The 23,242-nt window shown below is 39.9% G+C and carries 22 protein-coding genes, 1 pseudogene and 1 riboswitch; of the genes and pseudogenes, 11 read left to right on the forward strand and 12 right to left on the reverse strand.

The window, feature by feature from the left end; all coding sequences use genetic code 11:
* Positions 1–143: 143 nt before the first annotated feature.
* Complete coding sequence (locus tag PMAL9190_RS05635; protein WP_087844922.1) at positions 144–1,043, forward strand: DMT family transporter; 900 nt, start codon at positions 144–146, stop codon at positions 1,041–1,043.
* Positions 1,044–1,111: 68 nt separating this feature from the next.
* On the opposite strand, the gene PMAL9190_RS05640 is transcribed toward PMAL9190_RS05635, so the two are convergent.
* A complete protein-coding gene (locus tag PMAL9190_RS05640; protein ID WP_087844301.1) occupies positions 1,112–2,233 on the reverse strand; it encodes a TDT family transporter in 1,122 nt (373 codons plus the stop codon).
* Between the two features lie 329 nt (positions 2,234–2,562).
* Here PMAL9190_RS05640 and PMAL9190_RS05645 point away from each other — a divergent pair, with 329 nt between their 5' ends.
* Together PMAL9190_RS05645 and PMAL9190_RS05650 are read left to right on the forward strand one after the other, a co-directional pair.
* Complete coding sequence (locus tag PMAL9190_RS05645; RefSeq protein WP_087844302.1) at positions 2,563–2,883, forward strand: hypothetical protein; 321 nt, start codon at positions 2,563–2,565, stop codon at positions 2,881–2,883.
* 310 nt (positions 2,884–3,193) lie between these two features.
* A complete protein-coding gene (locus tag PMAL9190_RS05650) occupies positions 3,194–3,790 on the forward strand; it encodes a hypothetical protein (protein WP_087844303.1) in 597 nt (198 codons plus the stop codon).
* A 96-nt stretch (positions 3,791–3,886) separates the two neighbouring features.
* Here the strand turns inward: PMAL9190_RS05650 and PMAL9190_RS05655 are convergent, their stop codons facing one another.
* Positions 3,887–4,261 (reverse strand): DUF2541 family protein, encoded by a 375-nt coding sequence (locus PMAL9190_RS05655; RefSeq protein ID WP_087820071.1) that lies wholly within the window; start codon positions 4,259–4,261, stop codon positions 3,887–3,889.
* A 176-nt stretch (positions 4,262–4,437) separates the two neighbouring features.
* On the opposite strand from PMAL9190_RS05655, the gene PMAL9190_RS05660 reads away from it, so the two are divergent.
* Both PMAL9190_RS05660 and PMAL9190_RS05665 read left to right on the forward strand, forming a co-directional pair.
* Positions 4,438–4,752 carry a heavy metal-binding domain-containing protein gene (locus tag PMAL9190_RS05660; RefSeq protein ID WP_087844304.1) on the forward strand — a complete coding sequence of 105 codons (315 nt, stop codon included), beginning with the start codon at positions 4,438–4,440 and terminating at the stop codon, positions 4,750–4,752.
* Between the two features lie 67 nt (positions 4,753–4,819).
* Positions 4,820–5,188 (forward strand): DUF3703 domain-containing protein, encoded by a 369-nt coding sequence (locus tag PMAL9190_RS05665; RefSeq protein WP_200813380.1) that lies wholly within the window; start codon positions 4,820–4,822, stop codon positions 5,186–5,188.
* Between the two features lie 65 nt (positions 5,189–5,253).
* Here PMAL9190_RS05665 and PMAL9190_RS05670 read toward each other — a convergent pair whose 3' ends face one another.
* Complete coding sequence (locus PMAL9190_RS05670; protein ID WP_087844306.1) at positions 5,254–5,754, reverse strand: peptidylprolyl isomerase; 501 nt, start codon at positions 5,752–5,754, stop codon at positions 5,254–5,256.
* Between the two features lie 114 nt (positions 5,755–5,868).
* Here PMAL9190_RS05670 and PMAL9190_RS05675 point away from each other — a divergent pair, with 114 nt between their 5' ends.
* A complete protein-coding gene (locus PMAL9190_RS05675) occupies positions 5,869–6,846 on the forward strand; it encodes a Gfo/Idh/MocA family protein (RefSeq protein WP_087844307.1) in 978 nt (325 codons plus the stop codon).
* Between the two features lie 94 nt (positions 6,847–6,940).
* Here the strand turns inward: PMAL9190_RS05675 and PMAL9190_RS05680 are convergent, their stop codons facing one another.
* Positions 6,941–8,545 (reverse strand): ABC-F family ATPase, encoded by a 1,605-nt coding sequence (locus PMAL9190_RS05680; RefSeq protein ID WP_087844308.1) that lies wholly within the window; start codon positions 8,543–8,545, stop codon positions 6,941–6,943.
* Positions 8,546–8,753: 208 nt separating this feature from the next.
* Positions 8,754–9,401, reverse strand: coding sequence for a MarC family protein (locus tag PMAL9190_RS05685; RefSeq protein WP_087844309.1), 648 nt, complete (start codon positions 9,399–9,401; stop codon positions 8,754–8,756).
* A 243-nt stretch (positions 9,402–9,644) separates the two neighbouring features.
* On the opposite strand from PMAL9190_RS05685, the gene PMAL9190_RS05690 reads away from it, so the two are divergent.
* A complete protein-coding gene (locus PMAL9190_RS05690; protein WP_087844923.1) occupies positions 9,645–9,986 on the forward strand; it encodes a YkgJ family cysteine cluster protein in 342 nt (113 codons plus the stop codon).
* Between the two features lie 261 nt (positions 9,987–10,247).
* Positions 10,248–12,932: an ExeM/NucH family extracellular endonuclease gene (locus tag PMAL9190_RS05695; RefSeq protein ID WP_087844310.1), complete on the forward strand. Its 2,685-nt coding sequence runs from the start codon at positions 10,248–10,250 to the stop codon at positions 12,930–12,932.
* A 58-nt stretch (positions 12,933–12,990) separates the two neighbouring features.
* Here the strand turns inward: PMAL9190_RS05695 and thiE are convergent, their stop codons facing one another.
* From thiE to thiD, 7 genes and pseudogenes are all read right to left on the reverse strand, one after another.
* Positions 12,991–13,644 (reverse strand): thiamine phosphate synthase, encoded by a 654-nt coding sequence (gene thiE / locus PMAL9190_RS05700; RefSeq protein ID WP_087844311.1) that lies wholly within the window; start codon positions 13,642–13,644, stop codon positions 12,991–12,993.
* Entirely contained in the window at positions 13,641–14,474 is an 834-nt protein-coding gene (thiM, locus tag PMAL9190_RS05705; RefSeq protein ID WP_087844312.1) for a hydroxyethylthiazole kinase, read from the reverse strand. Before thiM ends, thiE begins: the two co-directional genes overlap by 4 nt.
* Positions 14,467–15,144, reverse strand: a complete 678-nt coding sequence (gene tenA, locus PMAL9190_RS05710; RefSeq protein ID WP_087844313.1) for a thiaminase II — start codon at positions 15,142–15,144, stop codon at positions 14,467–14,469. The genes thiM and tenA overlap by 8 nt, the downstream gene beginning before the upstream one ends.
* An 11-nt stretch (positions 15,145–15,155) precedes the next feature.
* A complete protein-coding gene (locus tag PMAL9190_RS05715; protein ID WP_087844924.1) occupies positions 15,156–16,088 on the reverse strand; it encodes an ABC transporter substrate-binding protein in 933 nt (310 codons plus the stop codon).
* 87 nt (positions 16,089–16,175) lie between these two features.
* Positions 16,176–16,901 (reverse strand): annotated as a pseudogene (locus tag PMAL9190_RS05720) (ABC transporter permease); the annotation flags it as partial.
* Between the two features lie 70 nt (positions 16,902–16,971).
* Complete coding sequence (locus PMAL9190_RS05725) at positions 16,972–17,739, reverse strand: ABC transporter ATP-binding protein (protein ID WP_087844315.1); 768 nt, start codon at positions 17,737–17,739, stop codon at positions 16,972–16,974.
* Positions 17,729–18,574, reverse strand: coding sequence for a bifunctional hydroxymethylpyrimidine kinase/phosphomethylpyrimidine kinase (gene thiD, locus PMAL9190_RS05730; RefSeq protein WP_087844316.1), 846 nt, complete (start codon positions 18,572–18,574; stop codon positions 17,729–17,731). Before thiD ends, PMAL9190_RS05725 begins: the two co-directional genes overlap by 11 nt.
* 108 nt (positions 18,575–18,682) lie before the next feature.
* A riboswitch (TPP riboswitch) is annotated at positions 18,683–18,783 on the reverse strand.
* Positions 18,784–19,616: 833 nt separating this feature from the next.
* Between thiD and PMAL9190_RS05735 the strand changes: the two genes are divergently transcribed.
* The 3 genes from PMAL9190_RS05735 to PMAL9190_RS05745 all read left to right on the forward strand — a co-directional run bounded on the left by PMAL9190_RS05735 (position 19,617) and on the right by PMAL9190_RS05745 (position 22,892).
* Complete coding sequence (locus PMAL9190_RS05735; RefSeq protein WP_087844317.1) at positions 19,617–20,117, forward strand: DUF4365 domain-containing protein; 501 nt, start codon at positions 19,617–19,619, stop codon at positions 20,115–20,117.
* Positions 20,114–21,247 (forward strand): hypothetical protein, encoded by a 1,134-nt coding sequence (locus PMAL9190_RS05740; protein ID WP_087844318.1) that lies wholly within the window; start codon positions 20,114–20,116, stop codon positions 21,245–21,247. Before PMAL9190_RS05735 ends, PMAL9190_RS05740 begins: the two co-directional genes overlap by 4 nt.
* A gap of 664 nt (positions 21,248–21,911) precedes the next feature.
* Complete coding sequence (locus PMAL9190_RS05745) at positions 21,912–22,892, forward strand: hypothetical protein (protein WP_087844319.1); 981 nt, start codon at positions 21,912–21,914, stop codon at positions 22,890–22,892.
* Positions 22,893–23,242: the final 350 nt, after the last annotated feature.

Consider the following 23,242-nt stretch of genomic DNA (forward strand, 5'->3'; position numbering starts at 1 on the left):
CATATTGTTAATTTTCAGTTCATTTTTCAGCCATAATTGGCGTAATAATAACCACTCTGTTTGACTCAACTAAACAAGATAACGCTTGCTAGGTTGATGTTTTTTTTCATAAAATGATTTTTTATGTTAACGAACTGCTCACTATGCCCAAGCTTTCTTTGAACAAAATTCCTATTGGCGTCAGATACATGCTGATGTCAGCATTGGCATTCGCATTAATGTCGAGTTGTGTGAAACTGGTGCATACCTATGGTATTCCAGTGTTTGAAATCGTTGCAGCGCGCGCGATTGTGTCATTATTGATTAGTTATGCAGATGTAAAGCGTAAAGGTATTTGTGTATGGGGGAACAATCGTAAGCTATTGTTAACTCGTGGTGTAACAGGATCGTTGGCGTTAATTTGTGTTTATTATGCTGTGTCGACGTTACCGCTCGCTGAAGCGACTATTTTACAATATCTAAACCCTGTCTTTACGGCGATTTTAGCAATACTTTTTCTTAGAGAAAAAATCCATATCACCACCATTATTTGTATTCTATGCTCAATCGTAGGCTTAGTATTAATGGTTGGGCCAGGATTAACGTTAGATCATGTTCAACAGCTGCCTTTATTTAGCATTGGTATTGCACTATTAGGCGCGTTTGGTAGTGGTGTGTCGTACATCATTGTCAAACGTTTAAGTACTACTGAAGATAGTTCGGTGATCATCCTCTATTTCCCACTTATAGCGTTACCTTTATCGGTGATTTTATTGGGTAATGACTTTGTTATGCCATCTAAAGAAGCGCTTGGATTATTGCTATTTGTCGGTATTTTCACTCAATTTGGGCAAGTGGGTTTAACCAAAGCAATGAAAACAGAAGTGGCGAGTAAGGCAACCGCTTATTCATACATTCAAGTGGTGTTTTCGATTATATTAGGATGGTTAGTCTTTAGTGAAGTACCTTCAGTGTGGACGTTAGCTGGGGGCACAATGATTATTGTTGGAGCATTCGTTAATGTGCTCGGTAGTCTTCGCGCTCAAAAAACACGAAAAGTTTAAGATATACAAAACGAACAGCCCAGTAATCTGTGACCTTGATAAGGTCAAGATTGCTGGGCTTTTTATATTTAGTTATTACCTTTTTTCGCTTTAATATGAACAACTGATGTAGGATTATGGAAAATCTTACCTTGCTTAAAGCCTTTTAATGTTCCTAATGCCGCTGTAACCCAAGCGAGAATTAAGAATGCGAAGAGAACAATTGCAGCCCATTGAAAAGCAGGTAAACCTGTATGGTGTGCAAGTTGAGTTGTACCGGTTACACAGGTACCAACGGGGAAGGTAAATGCCCACCATGTTAATGCAAATGGCATTTTACGACGCATAGCACGTAGGGTTAATAATGCCGCAACACAGAACCACAACATAGCAAAGCCCCAAATAGGCACGCCGTATAAAATCGCCATCACATTCATTGCACTTGCAATTGGTTCATTAACGGTAATCAGTGCCGCCGTACCTAGACAGCCCGCAGCCGTAATCGATTGACCCAGAGGACCTAATACAATCCATAATGTTGGAACACGAGCACTGCCTGAAGTACCAGCATGCGCTAGACGACTCCAGATTAATGTAATAATAATAACCGACGCCATTAAGCTGATACCAAAACAAGCATACATGCCGTAAAGCAACGTTTGTTGAGCAGCAGAATGGGGCATATGAGCCAAGAACATTGAACCGATAGTTGCAGAAACCATTGGCGGTACAACGGGCATTAGCCAGCCACCAAATGCCGCATCATCGTGAACTTCGTTATGAGTAAATAAACGGTAAGGAATAATAATCGCTGTAATAATACCGCTAATAGTACCGATCCAGAATAATGGCCAAGCAATATTAAGTGCAAGACTTTCACCGAAAAGACGTGGACCTAATAAGAGTGTGCCGCCAGCAACCGTTAGGAATGCCATTGGTGGCGCACCAAAGAATTGCGACATCACCGGATCATTAAATTGTCGTTTAATAATATGTGGCTTAGAAATTGTTTGATAACTCTTAAAAATTGTCATGAAAATGAGCATTGCAAACGCAATCAACCAAACAATAGTTGCAAAACCGACGAGGTTTTTACCAATAAAAGGTAGACCCACAGCAGCATTAGCGATAATACCGGTACCCATTACTGAGGCAAACCAATTGGGGCCCATTTCTTTTTGTAGCTCAATTTGTTGTTTATTATTTGACATATAATTACTTTTCAATGAGATAAAAATCACGATAGCGCATGAAATATCTATTTTTTATAAAAAGGATTGGTATTAGTTTATATCTTTAAAATAACAATAAGATATTTATTACTAATATTACGCTGTTTAAAAGATATAGGAACTATAGCGCTATTTTTTATTTTGTAAAACTTAATCTAATGAATGAGGGTTTAACTTTAGCTTAACATGATTTGATAGTTATTATTTTTGCATATTTATAGGCCATGATTTTTCATCTTATTGAATTTATAGGTTTTATTATAAGCAATATGATATAAAACTAATTCTAAGAAATAGAGGATAATATAATGTACGCAATAAATAATGATTATTACCGTGGTGCGTTTACTATTAATACAACAATATCAGGCTCAGGTGTAGTACAGGGTTATTGTTGGTGTCTGTCATCGACGTCAACCACGATAACTATCGAAATTGCTGAAGATCAAGCAATTGATAGTGAAAGTTTACCTTTATTAGGTTATGGCTGTAGTGGTTGGATCTATGAACTGCCACTAACATTTGAACCTGATAAAATTGAAGCAACAATTGATACTGCAATGAAATTATTTCGTGAAAATAAGCTGACTTACTTTCCAGCAGTTACTTGCAGTTGTAGTGATTTGTAATATTGGTTGGCGGTATATAATCAGCTTCTCTAGCCTTAATTTAAATCGTCAATAATTACCATATATTAATATGATGATAAGATTTTATTACTCTTTAATTATATAACAATAATATATATTTGTGCTAGTATTGATAGAATTAAAACCAATAGTTATTAGTTAGATAATAATACTATTTTTTCTTTTTAAATGTGGTGCTATGGTATAACGATATTTATTAAAAGAAATAGTTAATAAATAACATTGGTTTTATTTGTATTGTTTATAATATGAATGGCCGCTTTTATTACATGTAATATACGGATGTGTCATGGATGATTTATTTTCAATATTAAACCTTAAGTGTATTATTAAATTTATGCATTTAGCTGGGTTGTCTATTGGGCTCGGTTGTGCTTGGATGCTTGATGCCTTTATTCTTAAACATATTAAAAAAGAGATCACGCATGAAAAATATCAAACAATTGATTTTGTAAGTAAATTTGTATTTGCTGGTCTTGGTATGTTATGGGTTTCTGGGTTGCTTTTTATTGTTCATTATTATTTATACACCCCAGAAAATTTAATGAATCAAAAAATATGGGGTAAGTTATTTATTGTATTAATATTAACCGTTAATGGTTATTTTGTGCATAAGTTAATAATCCCTAAAATTAAAAATGCTATTGGTTCGACGTTGCTTAATACTTTAACTGGATATGAAATTATGATCGTTACAGCTGTAGGGACTATTTCTTTTGTTTCTTGGTTATTTCCAATTGTACTTGGCGTAGCAAAAACATTAAATTTTTCTGTTTCAGCAATAGATATTATCGTATTTTATTTTGTTTTTTTAATTGTTACTGCAATTGTTGCAAATATTATTGCCCAATTTTTTATTAAGACAAAAGCTGTTGTGCATAAATAGATTTATAGAAAGATAAAAAAGCGTAATACTGTACTCATTTGATATGAGAGAGTATTACGCTATTTAAATGACTATTTTATTATCGTTATAAAGGTATTAATCAATACCGATGACTTTAACACCAGCACGCGTACCTTCAGAGTTTCCTGATACTTCAATATGCTTGATACAACGCTCATAACCAAATAGACGTACGCCTGTATCTTGATCTTTCTTCACATCACGATAATAGTTAAACGTTTTTTCTTCGCCGTTACGGAAGCGCACTTTTACACGATCAAGTTTAAGATCTCGTTGTGCTTCGATTTTGAAACCTTTCGCATTACGGCAAATTGGAAAAGGGATCTTTCCTTTTACATTACCAATTTCAAGTAGCCAAGTGTGACCTAAAGTAAACGTACCGGCAGTTGCTGGAAGAGATGTGACAAGGCCACCTGCAAGTAGCGCTAGTCCAATTAAGCCTTTTTTCATTTTTTTACACTCTATTGAATTTGTGCAAAAAGTATATCACTCCACAATGTAAACTCAAGGGTTTACTTGTAACCAAGTATTTCTATTATGAATAAGGTCTGTCATTATTATATCAATATGTTTGTTGTCTTATTGTAAGAAAAACAATAGCAGTATCTTAGAAGAGGTTTTGCATCATGATTTTAGCAACAACAGAAACGGTCCCTGAACGTGAGATTATCGCTATACTAGGTATAGTAACGGGTAACGTAGTGCAATCTAAGCACATTGGCCGTGACATTATGGCTAGTCTTAAGGGAATTGTTGGTGGAGAATTAAAAGGTTACACCGAGATGTTTAATGAAGCGCGAGATCAAGCAATGTCACGCTTAGAAACAGAGGCCTTAGCATTAGGTGCTGATGCAGTTATTGGTGTGCGTTTTACAACCAGTGCTATAATGGATGGTGCATGTGAATTACTCGCGTTTGGTACCGCTGTAAAATTACGTTAATGCAATGTATATAAATAGATTGAGTGTGGGCTAATTATTTAAGGATGAATAATAACTCGGAGGGATGATGAGTAACTTTAGTCATAATATAGCGCCTTATGTTAAAAGGGAATTGATTCGCTCATATCGAGCACAAAAAAGAGCTGATCCAGTTGCCGCATTTCGGTATTTAGAAAATGCACATGTGTTGGGGCAAGAATCAACTTATTGGCACGTTAAGGTACATTATTTGATGTTACGTTGGGCGATTAAACAGCGTGATGTTAAAGAAGTGATAGGGCAACTTATACGTATTGTCGGGGCGGCATTATTAACCGCTGTTGACGGTGTACCAATGGGGAATACCGGAGGCAGTAATGTACACGCACTTAAAGTCATGCCTATTTCAGCAGAACATGCAGAGATAATTACTAAAACCAAAGGATTATCTCGTTAACTAATATTTTGTTATCTTCATTTGGAGCGATGATGAGTCATCGCTCCACAATCATCGTCAAATAATTATTCGTTAATGACCACTTGCTGAATAATGATAGGACAACAAGGTACGTCCTCATAACCTTGACTCGTGGTTGTTTCAGTTTTGGCGATATGATTGACAACATCCATTCCCGCCACGACATTCCCAAACACAGCATAACCCCAGCCATTGTTTGTTGTTGCTGTGTAATCCAGGAAATCATTATCCGCAAGATTAATAAAAAACTGCGCCGTTGCTGAGTGAGGTGCCTCTGTGCGCGCCATTGCAATAGTACCGAGCGTATTTTTAAGACCTCGGTTAGCTTCATTAACAATTGGTTCTCGCGTCAGCTTTTCGACTAAATCTTCATTATGACCACCACCTTGAATCATAAAGCCATCAATAACACGATGAAAAATGGTATCGTTATAAAAACCATCGCGGCAATATTGAATAAAATTACGCACAGTAACTGGGGCTTTTTGTTTATTGAGGCTAATTTCTATATTGCCAACATTGGTAATTAAAATAATGGTTGTCATCGTCACTATCTGATTGGGGATATTATTCGCAGTATACGTAATTTATAACCTAAACTGTAGCTGCGACAGTAAGTAAAACAGCGATAATATAATATGTTGAAAGGAATTAAGGCAATGAACACGAAGATGATCCGCTGGGGCATGATTGGTTGTGGGGCGGTGACTGAAGTTAAAAGTGGGCCTGCTTATCATAAAGTTGACAATTTCACTCTAGCGGCAGTTATGCGTCGAGATCAAGCTTTAGCATGTGATTACGCACAGCGACACAATGTTGAGGCGGTATACGCAGACGCTGATATGCTTATTAATGACTCGACTATCGATGCGGTCTATATTGCAACACCACCTGATAGCCATAAAGAACTCGCTTTGAAAGTGGCACAGGCTGGGAAGATCTGTTGTGTGGAGAAGCCATTAGCTCCTAATTATGCGGATTGCCAAGCCATCGTTGCTGCATTTGAAGCTGCACAATTGCCATTATTCGTTGCTTATTATCGCCGTTCTTTACCACGGTTTAATCATATAAAGCAGTTGCTTGATAACAATGAAATTGGTGAAATACGCCATATTAGTTGGCATTTAAATAAACCAGCTAACCCAATGGATCTGTCACAGCAATATAATTGGCGCACCGATAAAACCATTGCTGCTGGTGGTTATTTTGATGATCTTGCTAGCCATGGTTTAGACTTATTTGGTTATTTGTTAGGTGATTTTGCTAGCGTAAAAGGTATTGGAATTAATCAACAGCATTTATATACCGCGTTAGATGCAGTCAGTGCGTGTTGGTTACATGAGAGTGGTGTAACAGGCAGTGGCAGTTGGAATTTTGGTGGTCACTCACGACAAGATAACGTCGTGATTTATGGCAGCTTGGGTGAAATTCGATTTTCAGTGTTTGATGAAGCTCCGATAGAAGTCATTATTGGTGATAAGCAGCAACAGATTGTTATTGAAAATCCGACCAATATTCAGTTGTACCATATTGATAATATGCGTAAGCAACTTTTAGAAGGACAGCCACATCCATCGACAGGTAAAACAGCAGCACATACCGGTTGGGTAATGTCGCAGATAGTTGCTGCCGAGTAGTTGCTGCCGAGTAGTTGCTGCAAACAGTAACTGGTGACGCTGTCACTTTAAGTAGCAAGTTATACATCATAATATAACTTGCTACTAAGGAGTATTAAGCAGCGTTACTTTCAAGAGCAAGGTTTGACATGTATTCGTCAAATGTGCCGTGGAAGTTAATCACTTGTTTGTCACGAATATCAATAATGCGTGTTGCCAATGATGATACAAATTCACGGTCATGACTAACAAAAATCAACGTGCCTTCATATACTTTTAGGGCGCTGTTTAGTGCTTCAATCGCTTCCATATCCATGTGGTTTGTTGGTTCATCCATTACCAATACGTTAATGTTTAGCATCATTAGTTTGCCAAAGATTAAACGGTTCTTCTCACCACCAGAGCAGTTTTTCACTTTCTTGTTAATATCATCGGCGGTAAATAACAAACGACCAAGAATAGCGCGGACGGCAAGATCATCATGATCCTTCGTTCGCCATTGTGAAATCCAGTCAAAGATGCCTAGATCGTTATCAAAATCTGCAGAGCTATCTTGAGGGCAGTAACCGATTGATGCATTTTCAGACCACTTAATCACGCCATGGTTATGCTTTAGTTCATTGACTAAACAACGTAGCATAGTGGTTTTACCGACACCATTTTCACCAATGATGGCTAATTTAGAGCCAGCTTCAAGGATGAGATCGCCGCCTTCAAATAATGTCTCGCCATCAAAGCCATGGCCTAATTCTTCTAAAATTAAAGCCTGACGGTAAAGTGCTTTACCCGGCTTAAAGCTTAATGATGGCTTTAATCGGCTTGATGATTTAACTTCATCAAGCTTAATTTTATCCATTTTTTTAGCACGAGAGCTAGCTTGTTTGGCTTTTGAAGCATTGGCACCAAAACGGTTTACGAAATCTTGTAGTTCATTGATTTCAGCAGTTTTCTTAGCATTTTCAGATAATAGCTGCTCTTGAATGAGTGTTGACGCTTCAATAAATTTCTCGTAGTTACCAGGGTAAATACGTAGCTCACCGTAGTCGATATCAGCCATGTGAGTACACACAGAGTTTAGAAAGTGACGGTCGTGAGAAATAATGATCATGGTACATTTACGCTGATTTAACTCACCAGCAAGCCAGTTAATGGTGTGAATGTCCAAGTTGTTGGTTGGTTCGTCAAGTAACAAAATGTCAGGGTTAGAGAATAATGCCTGTGCCAATAACACTCGCAGTTTCCAACCAGGAGCAACCTGTGACATTAAGCCGTAATGTAGCTCTTCATCAATACCAGCATCGATTAGAAGTTGTCCTGCGCGACTTTCTGCACTGTAGCCATCCATTTCTGCAAATTCGCTTTCTAGCTCAGCCACAGCCATGCCGTCTTCTTCTGTCATCTCTGGCAGCGCATAAATACGGTCACGCTCTTGTTTGACTTTCCATAACGCCGCATCACCCATGATAACGGCATCAATAACCGTATATTGCTCAAACGCAAACTGGTCTTGACTTAGCGTACCTAAACGCTGGCCTTGAGAAATAGATACGTTACCAGAGCTTGGTGCTAGAGCGCCGCTAAGGATTTTCATAAAGGTCGATTTGCCGCAACCATTCGCGCCGATAAGACCATAACGGTTACCGTTACCAAATTTAGCTGAAATGTTTTCAAATAACGGCTCAGCGCCAAATTGCATTGTAATGTTTGCGGTAGATATCAAGAGGTAGTCCTAGCAGTTTTATTCGGTGATTTTTTGACAGTGCGCCAAAAGAAGATGCACGAAAACAGAGATAGATGTAAAGGGGGCGGATTATACAGAGGTTTGTTTGTAAATGTCGAGGGTGAAAATGTAACCAAGGTAAGATAACAGCCTTATAAAAAGAAAGATTAAGGCTGTTATTTAAGTGCGAGGAGTAAATTGCAGCTAATTATTTGGCTAAATTAGCGGTGTCAAACAACATAAATGCATCGTGTACACCTTGAATTAACATTTGCATACCGATAACAGTTAAAATTAATCCCATTAAGCGGGTAGTGATAGTAATGCCAGCTTCACCGACTTTATCGACCAGTTTCGGCCCATAAAGAAAACATACCAAAGTAATTAAACACAAGCTTGCAAACGCAATAATAGTGATGATCGTGTGTAGAAATGAACCTGATGCCGAGTAGTTCATCGCTGTCGCTATGGTGCCAGGGCCGGCTAAAATAGGCAGTGCTAATGGTGAAATTGAAATGTCTTTTTCTTCACTGACCTGATCAGTTTTTTCATCTGAGTGCATTTTTGAGCTATCACCTTGAAGCATGTGATAGCCAACCAGAAAGACTAAAATACCACCTGAAAGTCGTAATGCAGGTAAGGTAATACTGAACAGTTCAAAGATCCCTTTACCTAATAAACAGAAGGTAGCAATAATAAAAAAGGCAGCGGTAAGGGCTTTAAATGCAGTTTTTCGGCGTTGCTCTGGCGTTTGACTTCCTGTCATTCCGACAAAAACAGCGGTATTAGCAATGGGGTTCATCATGGCAAAGAAACCCATAAATACTGTGATTGTCATTGTTGTAATATCGTGCATAACCATCCTTTTGGTTAATTTATTGTTATTTAATTGATTACAATAGCACGGTTTTTTGAGTGATGAACGTAAATATCTGGACAAAAACAGTAATTACGTGATTTATCGTCTACATATTGGGGTTTGTGATTTTTTTAGCTGCAGAATCTCAATTGGATTCGATAATTGAATAACATCCGTTCCGTGTTTTTAGTATGGGTTTAGGTTACTATGCGCGCAAGAAAACCTAGCGGTATTATAGATATGACGATTGAAGTAACTAATATAGGCACAGAGCCAGATATAGGCACAGAGCCAGATCCAACCATGACATGTAGCACTTGCCAAGCATGTTGTTGTCGATTGGAAGTAATGATTATTACCGATACAGGTGTTCCCGAAGAATACATTGATATTGATGAGTGGGGCGGTGAAGTTATGTTACGCCTTGATGATGGTTGGTGTGCTGCGGTCGATCGCGATACTTTACTGTGTACTATTTATGAAAACCGTCCGTGGATTTGTCGTGAATTTGAAATGGGCTCTTATGAGTGCAGTATTGAACGTGCTACGATGCCGCCACGGTTACCAGCTGCCGCAAAATAATATTAAGCCATTCACACTCAAACAGTATTGCGTTGATAAAATAAAGATAACGTAATGCTGTTGATTCTCGAACGACGATCATTCTTTTTGAGTATTTTTTATTGTTATTAGTGATTATGTCATCACAAAAATATACTTTTATTATTGAGTTTTTTATTAATTAAATTAATGTCCAAACACTATGTGCAGTGTTAATAATCCAACAATCAAAAAATTATATTAATGCGCATCGATATTTCTAATTTTAACGGATTAAATAAAATGAAAAATAACACTTTCTCATTATTAGCTATAGCAGTAAGTGCCGCTTTTAGTTCAGCAGCTTGTGCAGATATTAATAATATTGTTATTTCAGACTCAATAGAAGATCCTTCACATAATAAAGCGATAGCAATATCAGCCATAAAATCAGTATCGGTGACACCATGTCGTGATGCAGCGGGAATAAGCCACAAACGTATCGGTGAGATTCAGGGAAGTTCATACCGTTCTCCGCTTATTGCTGATGGTAAATATACCAGTGGTGAAGAATACCTTGTAACGGGTGTAGTCAGTGCGGTTACAACAGAGTTAGAGAAAGGTTTTTATCTATTTGACGATGATGGCATCACTACTACATCAAATGGCATCTTTGTTGAGACTGATAAACCGTTAGACGCAACTCTTATCGGTCAAAAAATCTGTGTGCGTGGTTTTGTCGAAGAAGATTATGGCATGACCAAAGTGGTGGCTACAGATGGTTTATGGGAAGTTGTTGATGCCAATGCAGCAAAACCTGAGCCAATCGATCTTGTTCAAATTCCAGAAGATGGCAATAGTTTTCAAGCAACACTAGAACGCCATGAAGGTATGTTAGTACGCTTGCCTGCTGATATTGTGCCTGAGCAAGAAAATGATCAAACGATGCGTATATCACGAACATTTAGTTTTGATTACAGCGGTTATCGTAATAATTTAGTCTTAGCATTTGAACGACCAAATTTCCAACCTAACCAACATTATGTTGCTGGCAGTAAGGAAGCGAAACAGCAAGCTGAAGACAATAATGATCGCCGCCTTTATGTTGAAACAGACAGCAAAGCTGCCAATGGCGTGATCCCTTATTATCCTGATTTTGGCATTGATCCTCAGAATAATCCGCTACGCATTAACGATGCTATTGTAGGTTTAGAAGGGGTATTAAGTTACTCATATAATAATTTTCGTTTAATTACGCAAAATACAATCACGGCTGAAAACATTATTAAGCATCAACCTCGCCAGCCGACACCGACAGTGAATGATAAAACTGAACATCATAGTTTTGATATACGTGTAGCGACGTTAAATGTATTGAATTACTTTAATTCACCGTTCGGTGGTGATGCCAACCCACAGCAATCAAATCGTGGTGCTGATTCGCAAGCTGAATTTGAACGTCAACAAGCGAAAATTGTCGCGGCTATTCATGGTTTAGATGCTGATATTCTTGGGCTAATGGAAATAGAAAATAACGGCTATGGTAGCGCTGGTGCTATTTCAAGTTTAGTTAATAATGTTAATTTAAAATATAACCGTCAAGATTCAGGTGATCATGCTCAAGATGATCATATTGATAATCGCTATGCCTTTATTGGTATTGATGCTAACGGCGATACCGTCATTGATAAATTAGATACCTTTGGTGGGGATGCGATCACCTCAGGTATGTTGTACCGTCCTGCACGAGTATCGTTAGAAAAAGTAAAACAAGTATTAATGCCATCACAACAAGCGCCTGTGGTTGCGGATAAAAATGGTGATGCTGTAGTTGACAGCAAAGGTAAAGTGCGTGAAAACGGCAAAAACTATCAACGCGATATGTTGGCTGCTTCGTTTATTATTAATAATACCGGTAAACGTTTAACCATTGGCGTTAATCACCTTAAATCAAAAGGTTCTACATGTTGGGAAGATTGGCAAGGCTGGGAAACGTGGAATAATTTCGATCCAGCAAAAGGCAAAGTTAAAGATCCTGATTTCCAAGGCTCTTGTGAAAATTTTCGAGTTGCGGCAGCTGATGAAATTGGTAAGCAGATGGAAAAATGGGGCGGAGATCGCGTTATTGTTGGTGATTTAAACTCCTATGCTCATGAAGATGCTTTGCTGGTTTTAACAGATAATCCAACCGCTAAAACACTTAAAGCAGCACGTGATACCTTTATTGGTGAACAACCTCAGTTTGGTGCTGAAGGTGGAGTGATCAGCCGCAGTTATGGCTATATCAATGCGGTAGAAATGATGAGTAAAGGTAAGCCATACGCGGGTTATAGCTATTCATACAATGATGAAATTGGCGCGCTTGATCATATTTTGGTCAGTCCTTCACTTAAAGATCGTGTTTTAGATGCAACGGACTGGCATATCAACGCTGCTGAATCGACGTTATTTGATTATAACCAAGAGCATAAAGGCGACAATGTTGATCTATTATACAGTGCGGATGCTTACCGCTCATCGGATCATGATCCTGCTATTTTAGCGTTAGCGTACCGTTATAATCAAGCCGGTGAAGTACCGCTGCAAATGTTACTTGATGGTAGCCGCTTATCAGTGCCATATACATTGCCAGCAACGGCACAAGCAGGGGATATTGCGGCTATTGCAATTTCACCAACCCCTGAAAATATAGCGCAAATTACTTTACCTAAGGTCGAGTTACAGCAAAGCGGTGCACAAACGATTATGTTTGATGTTAATGGCTTAAAAGCGGGTAAATATACCTTCACCTTGTCATTAATCGGTTCAACAACAAGCAAAGCGGTGGCTGATAACGCGACACAGCAACTAGAGGTGAATGTAAAACATCGTGATGGTGTTAAGGCTGATGATGATATTACTCCGCCAAATGATAACGCTGGTGGTACATTAGGAATAGTGGGTTTGTTATCGCTGTTAGGCTTAAGTCTGTTTAGACGCAAACACTAAAACGACATTGATACCGTCAAATGGGCTGATATTTTCAGCCCATTTTTTATAAACGCGATTAGTTATTGTTAAGTAAAGATCTGATAGTCATCGCTGCTTGGCGTGGATCATCAGCGTGGCTTATTGCTGAAACAATTGCGATTCCATCAGCACCTGCTGCGATAACATCAGTTAGATTGGTATGGTTAATGCCACCAATCGCCACTATCGGAAATGGGCATATCGCTGCTGCATGCTGTAAACCTGCTAGTCCCCAATGTGTCACCAAATTAGTTTTAGTTGCAGTGGCAAAAATAGCGCTAAGTCCAATGTAATCAATTGGCAGACTGGCACAATTGGCGAGTTGCTGCTCAGTTTCAATCGATAGTCCTATTAGTTTATCTTTTCCTAACAGTTGTCGCGCTATAACAACGGGCATATCTGTTTGCCCTAAATGCACCCCATCTGCATTCACCGCCAGCGCCACATCAACCCGATCATTGATGATCAACGGAATATAACGACCAGTTGCCGTATACGCGTGTTGTAAAATCGCTTTAATGGTTTGAGCACGTTTAATAAAAGCTCTTACATCACCGTGTTTTTCACGAATTTGCACCATGGTTACGCCGCCAGCCACCGCTTCTCGTACTACATGTTCAAGGGTACTCAGGCTCTGCTGATCGTCAGTGACTAAATACAATAAATAAGGATTGTGATTGCTGGTTATCATGACGCTACTACTGCCATATTGAGTCGCTGTTGAATTTGCTCGGCACTGATTTGATATAAAGCATCAATAATATTGAGCTGCAAAGTGGCAGGCCCTGCTGATTGTTCGGCGGCGATTTCACCGACAATGGCATAGATTGCAGTTGCTGCCAGCCCTGACGTTTCTCCAATTGCGGCAAATGCGCCCGTTAATGCGGTTAATGAACATCCCATGCCAGTGACATAAGGCATCATGTGGTGACCATTGCGAAGGCGGATAGTCTGTGACGCTGTCACTACATAATCAACGTCACCTGAAATAACCACATTAGCTTGGTATTGTGCGACTAATGCTTGTGCGGCGACGAATGCGGTATCGCTGCTATCAAGCGCATCAACGCCTTTGGTTTGGCTGGTTTCACCTGCAAGCGCAATAATTTCAGATGCGTTACCACGAATGATCAAATTATTGGCTTTCGCTGCTAGAGTGCGGGCAGTGTGAGTGCGTAATACACTTGCGCCACAGCCAACCGGATCTAATACAATCGGTTTGTTATTGGCATTGGCTTGTTCAACGGCAAACAGCATCCGCTGAATCCATTCACTATCAAGCGTGCCAATATTGATCACTAATGAGCCGCTTATTTGCATCATTTCCGCCATTTCTTGACGTGAGTGCGCCATAATCGGTGACGCACCAATGGCGAGTAAGGCGTTAGCGGTATTATTCATCACGACATAATTGGTGATATTAACCACTAACGGTTTTTGTGCTCTCACTTGTGCCAGTGCCGCAATAATCTTGGTAGTCAACGTAGCTGAGATAGGAGAGCGCTGTGATAGATTATCCATTGTCGACAGCTCCTGCATTGAGACCTTGTTGCCAGAACGCAATTTCCATTTCCGTGGCGACTTTAAAGGTCTGAACAAGTTGCTGACCACGTTGGCTGTGCAGCGGAATTTCTGCAAGGAGGTTATTAAGGTATACCGTCGCTGTGGCTACACCTTGTTGGTACTCTTCACCGCTATATAACGCGATCCAGCTATGGTAGGGATTATTGTCAAACACGGTTGTTACATCATTAGCCAGTAAGTTGCCAATTTCCGCATAGCCAATCGCACATGGCGCAAGGGCGACATATAAATCAATAATATCCCCTTGCATACCCGCATCTAATACATAACGGGTGTAAGCCACTGTAGCAACATCTTCTGGCTCTTGTTCCATATCTTGTTCGGTTAAATGCCAACCGCCACAGTAATCAACATGGTGGGCAATTTCATGATCCAATAAAGCAGCCACACTTGGTAGCGCTCGACGCATATCGGCTAAAGTGCGCGCTTTATAAATCGCTAACGCATAAGCGCGGGCATATTGTTTGAGAAACAAAAAATCTTGCTTTAAATAATGCATAAAACAATGGTGAGGCAATGTACCTTGGCCAAGTTGGATCACAAAAGGGTGCTGGGTATAAGTGGTCCATTGGGGTTGGCAAGCATCAATTAAATCTTGGTATGTCATGTGATCTCTCCTTAGAAGCTGCCAATATAAGTTTTGGCTTGCGGTAGTTGGGTGATAACGTGGTGTTTAAATAGAAATTGGGCGTAATCATCGTAGCGTTTAAGATCAACTGCTGCTGGGCGCAGCGCGAATCGGCTTAAGGTGTCATTCCATGCTTGATGATTAAGCTTGTTATTCAAGGTATCGGGGGCGTATTGAATAAACTGTTGCCATGCAGCTTGAGGGTGATTGATGATATAGGTGGTCGCTTGAGTAATAGCAGCATTAAAAGCGGTGATCGCTTGGCGGTTATAATGGTTACTGTTGGCGACAAAGATCAATTCATCATAACTAGGAATGCCGTTCTCTTCTGGAAAAAACGATCGGGTAGGGTAGCCTTCTAACGCTAATTGATTGGTTTCAAAATTACGTAATCCACCCCAAATAGCATCAACTTTACCTGAGGCCAATGACGATGATAGTGCCCAACCGACATTGACGATGTTGACATCCGTTAGCTTAACGCCGTGATTCGCGAGCATGGTGCCAATGGTGGCGTCTTCATTGCCTGCGACGGCAATACCAATTGTCTTTCCTTTCAGTTGTGATAAATCAGTGATGCCACTTTTCTTTAATACCATCAATGTATTAAGCGGTGTCGCAATCAGAGTTGCCGTTTTAATTAACGGTAAACCAGCAGCAACATCAATGGTTAAATTAGGTTGATAAGTAACGGCAAGATCGATTTTATTAGCGGCAACTAATTTCGGTGGTAATGATGGATCGGCAGGTTGCTGAATATCAACTTCGATGCCATGCTGCTTAAAATAACCACGCTCTTGCGCAATAATAATCGGGCCATGATTGGGGTTTACAAACCAATCAAGCATCAGACTTATCTTGGTGAGTTTTTGAGGTTGTGGGCTCGCTTCAACGCTGATTGAGATCCCAAATAGTAGCAACATTATGGTCGTTATTAAAAAAATACGTTTCACAATCAATCCTTTAAATATTAAGTATCAAAATGAGGGGCGTTATATTTACCTGTGTTGTTATGGCTGCCACGGGATCAGGCGCTTTAATAATCTGTCCGTGATGAAATACAGCGATATTGATAACAGCGATAAAATAAATAGCGCGGCAAACATTTCATCAATCATCATGCGGGCATTGGCTTGCAGCATTAAATAGCCTAAGCCTTTACTCGCGCCGACCCATTCGCCCGCAACTGCGCCAATTGGTGCGATAACCACCGCGACGCGAATACCGGAAGCTAATGCCGGTAGTGCAGCAGGAAAGCGAATATATTTAAGTTGCTGCCATTTGGTCGCGCCCATAGTGGCAGATAATTCGAGGTAACCGGTGGGGGTATTGCGTAAGCCGTCATAGCAGCAAGTCGTGACGGGGAAAAAGATAATTAACGCCGCCATTACCACTTTGGAGCCAATGCCATAGCCTAGCCACAGCATCAATACCGGAGCGATAGCAAACACAGGAATGGCTTGGCTGGCGATTAATAACGGTAATAACCATCGCTTAATGGGCTTAAACAGCAGCATTTGTAAGGCAAAACATAACCCTAATGATAAACCGAGAACTAGCCCCAGAATGATCTCTTGGCTAGTCACCCAGGTGTTACTTAGCAGAACGTCATAGCGTGTTATTAATCGCTGCGCGACATCAAGCGGTGGCGGTAAAATAAAGCTCGGTAAGTGAAACACCATCACGGTGAGTTGCCACAATCCAATTAGCACACTAATGCTAATCAGTAATCGTATCGGTGTTGCAAGTTCACGCTGTGGCAGCTGTTGTTGATACGGCGATTGGGTAGTGATTAAACGGGTAATATCAGTCATGATCGTGCGCCAATAGGTCAAAAATACGTTGCTGGTGGCTGGCTGATTCAGCATCAAAGCGCCGTGGTGGTAATGATGTGGGTAACGATAACGCCGTTGCAAAAGCGGGCTCGCCTTGCAACATATACAGCTGATCACTTAATCGAATTGCTTCTTGAGGATCGTGGGTTATCAGCACCACGGTTTTATGCTTGAGTAATTTTACAAACAGATCTTGCAAGCGATAACGGGTGACGGCATCCAATGCGGAGAAAGGTTCATCCATTAATACAATTGGTTGGTCTTGTAATAGTGTTCTCGCAAGGGCGACTCGCTGCCGCATACCGCCTGATAATTGTTGCGGCAATAACTGATGTTTATCTGCTAAACCAACCTGCTCTAATAATGTCATTGCCCGTTGTTTTAAATTGGGTATTGAATCGTGATGACCGAACTTACTGCTAACACAAACATTGTCTAATACCGTTAACCAAGGTAATAACAAATCTTGTTGCGCCATATAAGCGACTCGACCAGCTAAAGGCTGATTATCTGAAATATTGAGCTGCCCGTGCCATTGAGTGCGCTCGTTGAGTAATCCAGCCAAAAACTTGATCAGGGTGCTTTTGCCACAGCCACTTTTGCCCACCAAGCAAGTCCATTTATTCGCGGCAATGGTTAAATTCAGATCCTTAATTACCGCGTTATTTTGCGGGTCATTTTTCGTTGAGTGATAGCTTAGACAACCATTGGTAATAGTTATTTCCAGATCAGCGCACATGATGATGACCTGCAAAGAAGTGATTCACAGGACCATGTCCATGACCAATATTGAGTTCATCGGCGGCGGTTATCGCAGCGGTAATATAGCGTTTAGCCAAGGACGTTGCCGTTGTAAGATTGTTACCTTGGGCGAGATAAGACGCGATAGCTGCAGATAGGGTGCAACCAGTACCATGAGTATTGTGAGTGTTAATGCGAGGGGTAGTGAGCTCGATAACATCAGTAGCGAGAATAAGTAAATCAGTGCTATCACGACTTTGTTCTAAATGACCACCTTTGAGTAACACCGCATGAGGATTAATGTTTCGCAATGCGCTGATCATTGCTTGCATATCAGCCATGGATTGCGGAATGTCTAAACCCGTTAATGCCGCCGCTTCTGGCAAGTTAGGGGTAATAATATCAGCCAGTGGTAGCAATGCAGTTTTGAGAGTAGTGATAGCCTGTTGTTGTAATAGTACATCACCGCTGGTGGCTACCATTACTGGATCAATGACTAAAAACCTCGGTTGGTAATGACGAATTTTAGCCGCAACCAGCCGAATAATATCACTATCAGCGAGCATACCAATCTTAACGGCTTGAATATTTAAATCGCTGAATACGGCGTCCAGCTGCTGTTCGACCATCTCAAGAGGAATAGGTAATATGCCGTTTACGCCTTGCGTATTTTGCGCCGTAATCGCCGTAATAACCGAGCAAGCATAACTGCCTGTTGCTGAAATAGCTTTAATGTCAGCCTGAATACCCGCGCCGCCGCCACTGTCTGATCCTGCAATGGTTAATACAATAGGTGTTGTTGTGGTGCGCTGTGACGATGAAGTGTGTGACATACATAATTCCTCACGCGCTAGCATTAGGAACAAGTATCAAGCGGATTGAAGTGTAAACTGCAATAAGAGTATGCAGTTATGGCTCGCTTGGATCTATTAACAGCAGGGTGCCGTTGATAGTTAGTTCCCTCCGCCAGTGCTAACTGGTTCAGGTTCAACGGGTCCCACCATGATGGTGATCTCAGCTTAACGCCCCCCGACTAATGGCAATTATCCTAATTCAGAATAATTGGGTTGTCACTCTATTTTTATTAACAAATAACAACTTACAAATGTTATGCGAGATTGTTAATCAATGACATATTAATTTGGTGAATATTTAATCGTTGTGATGGAGTGTGGTTTTTTATGTATCAACGATCGTCATTTTTTCAAATGTTCCTTCGCTATGCTCCTATGTTCATTCTTTCAGATAACTCATACACCCAAAACAACAGCCGTCATTCCCTACAGTGAATGCCCGCAAGGGCGATAGGGAATCTACTAACCGCGCGTTGAGTTTTTAAAGTAAAGGTATGGCAGTCCTATGCTCCCATGTTCACTCTTTCAGATAACCCATACACCCAAAACAACAGCCGTCATTCCCTACAGTGAATGCCCGCGAGGGCGACAGGGAATCTACTTGCCGCGCGTTGAGTTTTTAAAGTAAAGGTATGGCTGTCCTATGTTCCTTCTTTCAGACAACCCATACATCCAAACAACACCGTCATTCCCTACAGTGAATGCCCGCGAGGGCGATAGGGAATCTACTAACCGCGCGTTGAATTTTAAAATAAATATATGGTTGTCCTGTGTTCTACTCTACTAGTCGAAACCCCAGAAACTAGATGGCAAGTACCCGATTTTGTGATTACTATCGGGATTAATAACTAAAAATGTATCTGATTTATAATGATTTTTATATTATTGCGAGATAAATACGGGCGCGTGTTCAAAGAACAAATACGAGCAAGTAGTTAATATAATAAGTTGTTAGGTTTTCTATAGTAGTTAAGCAAACAAGTGAATATAATAATAACATCGTTTATGTTGGTTTTAAGCAATGGATAATAATCAAAGAAAAGAGCTCCTAAGTAGGGCTTATGTTAGTGCTATTGCCGCTCAGGTAGGATTTAGATCTGCCATTCCTGATGTCGATGATGACAGCGTCGATCTTATTTTAAAAGGACGTGGTTTTACTTCTGGTATTCGAAACCCTCAGCTAGAAATTCAGTTAAAGTGCACTGCAAAAAATAGTGGTTGTTCTGACTACTTTTCTTATCAGCTTCCGATAAAAAACTACAATGATCTGAGGGCTGAAAACCTGCTGTGTCCTCGCTACCTTTTTGTCTTGGTTGTTCCAAAAGATACTACGGGCTGGTTGGTCCATGAAAATGATCACATGAAGGTTAAACATTGCTGTTACTGGTATTCCTTAAGCGAGCTTCAGCCAACAATCAACGACACCTCAGTTACGGTTAAGATCCCTAGAAAAAATTTACTCACAGCTTCTAGCATGCTTAGTTTAATGGAGTTAGCAAGTCAAATGGGGGTAGCTGCATGATTACTTCTCCACTAAAAAACAAAGCAGTATCTGTTTCTCCTAAAAACCTTGAAGGTTACTTGTCAGCTAAAGGTTGGGTTGTTGAAGGTGAAGTGTTTGGACAGGCTAAAATTTGGCACCGTCCAGAGCAAGATTGCTATGAATATGAGGTTATACAGCCTAAATCAGTGGAAGTCAGTGGTTACATTCAACGTGTAGTTGACGCAATTAATGAAATTGCTTCTTTTGAAAGTCGTCAACCTGATATCGTTTTAAAAGAGCTCGAAAGTTTCTACTCAGATAGCGTAAAGATACGCGTTGTACACTCTGACGTAGAGGAAGGTACGATTCCCATCGAGGATGGGGTTTTACTTATTGAGAAATCAAGAGACCTTTTAGCAGCAACAACTCTGTCTACATTTAGCAAAAAAGCTTACTTTACGGGGCAAAGAAATACTGAAGCACAAAACTTCATTAAACAACTTCGTCTTGGGCAGACAGAAGTAGGTAGCTTTATCGTAAATTTGATAGCTCCAATTCCTGAAACTATAAACTCTCAGCTAGATCAAGATGAGATGTCAGTTACGAGAGCTGTAACTAACAACTTAGCGCGAAGTCTTGTTGCTCTTGAGAAAGGTATAGATTTATATAACGCTTCAGAAAGCATATTTGAATTCGAATCAATAATTCAAAATGGTGTAAGCGCTAACTTGTGTGATGCCCTAATTGGGCTTAGTGGCTTCTCTAAAAGTCGTTCTTTCAATATAAGTATTAACCGTGCTGGCGCTGAAATAGATACTCAAGAGTTACCAACAATATTTAAATTCTTACCTGAGCATGTTCCAACACTTGAAGTGGCATCTGCGTTTTATAAAGGTAATTACGTTATTAATGAATATGAGGCATTTGGGTTAGTTAGCAAAATGACGCATCTACCTCAAGATGACTTTGGGGAAATAACGGTACGTTCACCTGTCCGAGGTATTGAAAAGAATGTAGTTATTCAACTATGCATGGAGCACTACTGGCAAGCTGTTCATGCCCATGAAAACGGTGAGTTAATCAGTTGTAAAGGGGCACTGCATGTCACAGCGAAGTCAGCAAAGCTCTTGGACTCACATGGTTTTAAGGTCATAGGTAAATCAGCTTAGGTTCAGCGTTTAAAAAAACCTAACAAATAAGGATATGTGTCGCGCAGCCGACACCTATTCGAAGTATTGAACAAGCCCAAGCCGCTTTATATAAGTAAATATTGGGAATGTCATGAAAGGTGATACTGAAAAGAAGTCGAGCGTTATCCTTGGCGTGAACTAATCAATTTAATTAATTGATTTTTAATTATATTCTCTTTAATTATTACGCGTTAATGCCATTATCTTTATTATTTACAGGGTCTATTTTTCGTTTTTATCTGAAAGATAGGACAGCCATAAAAGTGTTAATGGTTCAACGGCCTTCATTGTTTCAAATCGAGCAGAGATTGGACTCGACTGTTTAATGTCCGCGAGGGCGATAGGGAATTTACTTGCCGCGCGTTGAGTTTTTAAAGTAAAGCTATGGCTGTCCTATGTTCTTACTATGTTCTTATAGTAAAGATATGGTTGCCCTATGTTCTGCTGACGACTACTAGTCGAAAATCCAGAAACTAGATGGTAAGTGCCCGATTTTGTGATTACTGTTGGGATTAATAACTAAAAATGTATCTGATTTATAATGATTTTTATATTATTACGAGATAAATACGGGCGCATGTTCAAAGAACAAATTCGGGTAAGTTGTTAATATCATAAGTTGTTATGAAGCAAAGGAAGTATCGTGGAATATAGTAGTAATTTATTGATAAATTGGTCTCCAAGACATAATGAAGTCGAAGGTGATACTTCTTCTAAAGATCTGGCAGCAATCAGGGAACTATGTGAAGTTTATCGAACTGACGAGTTCATTTGGGAGGGTATCAGTTGCAAGATATCAATGGATTGGACTCAGCTTGAAGAAATATTTATAGAAAGTGAGGACATAAATGGACCTTTCCATATGGTAATCGACGGTATGTTGTATAAACAAATGATGTGCCTGAAAGAGATATCTGTCCCGATCAATATATCTATTAATTCAAAGGTCGATGAGCGCAAGATTCAAACTTACCTCCACAGATATTTGCTAGATCTTTTCATCGTTTGTAACTTGGCAGCTCCTGGTTTAATCAATTTCTTCAATGCTAAGCTTGAAGAAGATGGCGAATATGCACCAATAAAGATTTCGAGTTTTTCATTCGAATGTGCACTGGAAAATACATTTACTCGGAAAGTTCCTTTCGTAGAGTACGTAAGCATCAAAACTAGTTTTGATTGGTATCGATCGTTAGGAATCGATACTAAGGTTGTTGCATCAACCTCTGTTGAGAAAGCGATTTTTTCACTTTTGCATATGGTACGTATGGATGACTATGACATTAGTACAGTGCCTTGGGTGTTTCATGCTCTTGAAGCAATATATGGTACAAACGCTGGGCGTGGATTCACGGATATAAGTGAAAAAGTTAACTTTCTATTAAGCGTAGAAGATCGTCAGCAAAAGCGTTTGAAAAGGAAACTTAGAGAACTAAATGATTTGCGAAGTTCTTTTGTCCATGGTGGGTATAATGTATCTCACATCATGGATGATGACTCTAATGGTGCTATTTTTGAAACAATCAATTTTGGAATATCACTTATCATTAGTAGCTTACAATGCCTAATGCGTAATGGCTGGAAAGGTATCAATATCGAACATAAGTTTGTAGGACTCGAAATATAAAAAACATAGGACACCCATAACTTTCGTAATCTATTTCGATCAATTCTGACTGTGCTCTATAGAAGAAAAACAGGACAGCCATAAAAGTGTTAATGGTTCAACGACCTTCATTTTTCAAATGGGGCATAGATGGGACGCGATTGTTTTAATGCCCGCGAGGGCGATAAGGAATCTACTTACTGCGCGTTGAGTTTTTAAAATAAAGATATGGCTGTCCTATGTTCTTTTCAATTGTTCCTCCACTATGCTCCGATGTTCCATCTTTTAGATAACCCATACACCCAAAACAACAACCGTCATTCCCTACAGTGAATGCCCGCGAGGGCGATAGGAAATCTAGTTGCCGCGTG

Origin of the sequence: Photobacterium malacitanum, assembly GCF_900185615.1 — a bacterium.
Lineage (GTDB): Bacteria > Pseudomonadota > Gammaproteobacteria > Enterobacterales > Vibrionaceae > Photobacterium > Photobacterium malacitanum.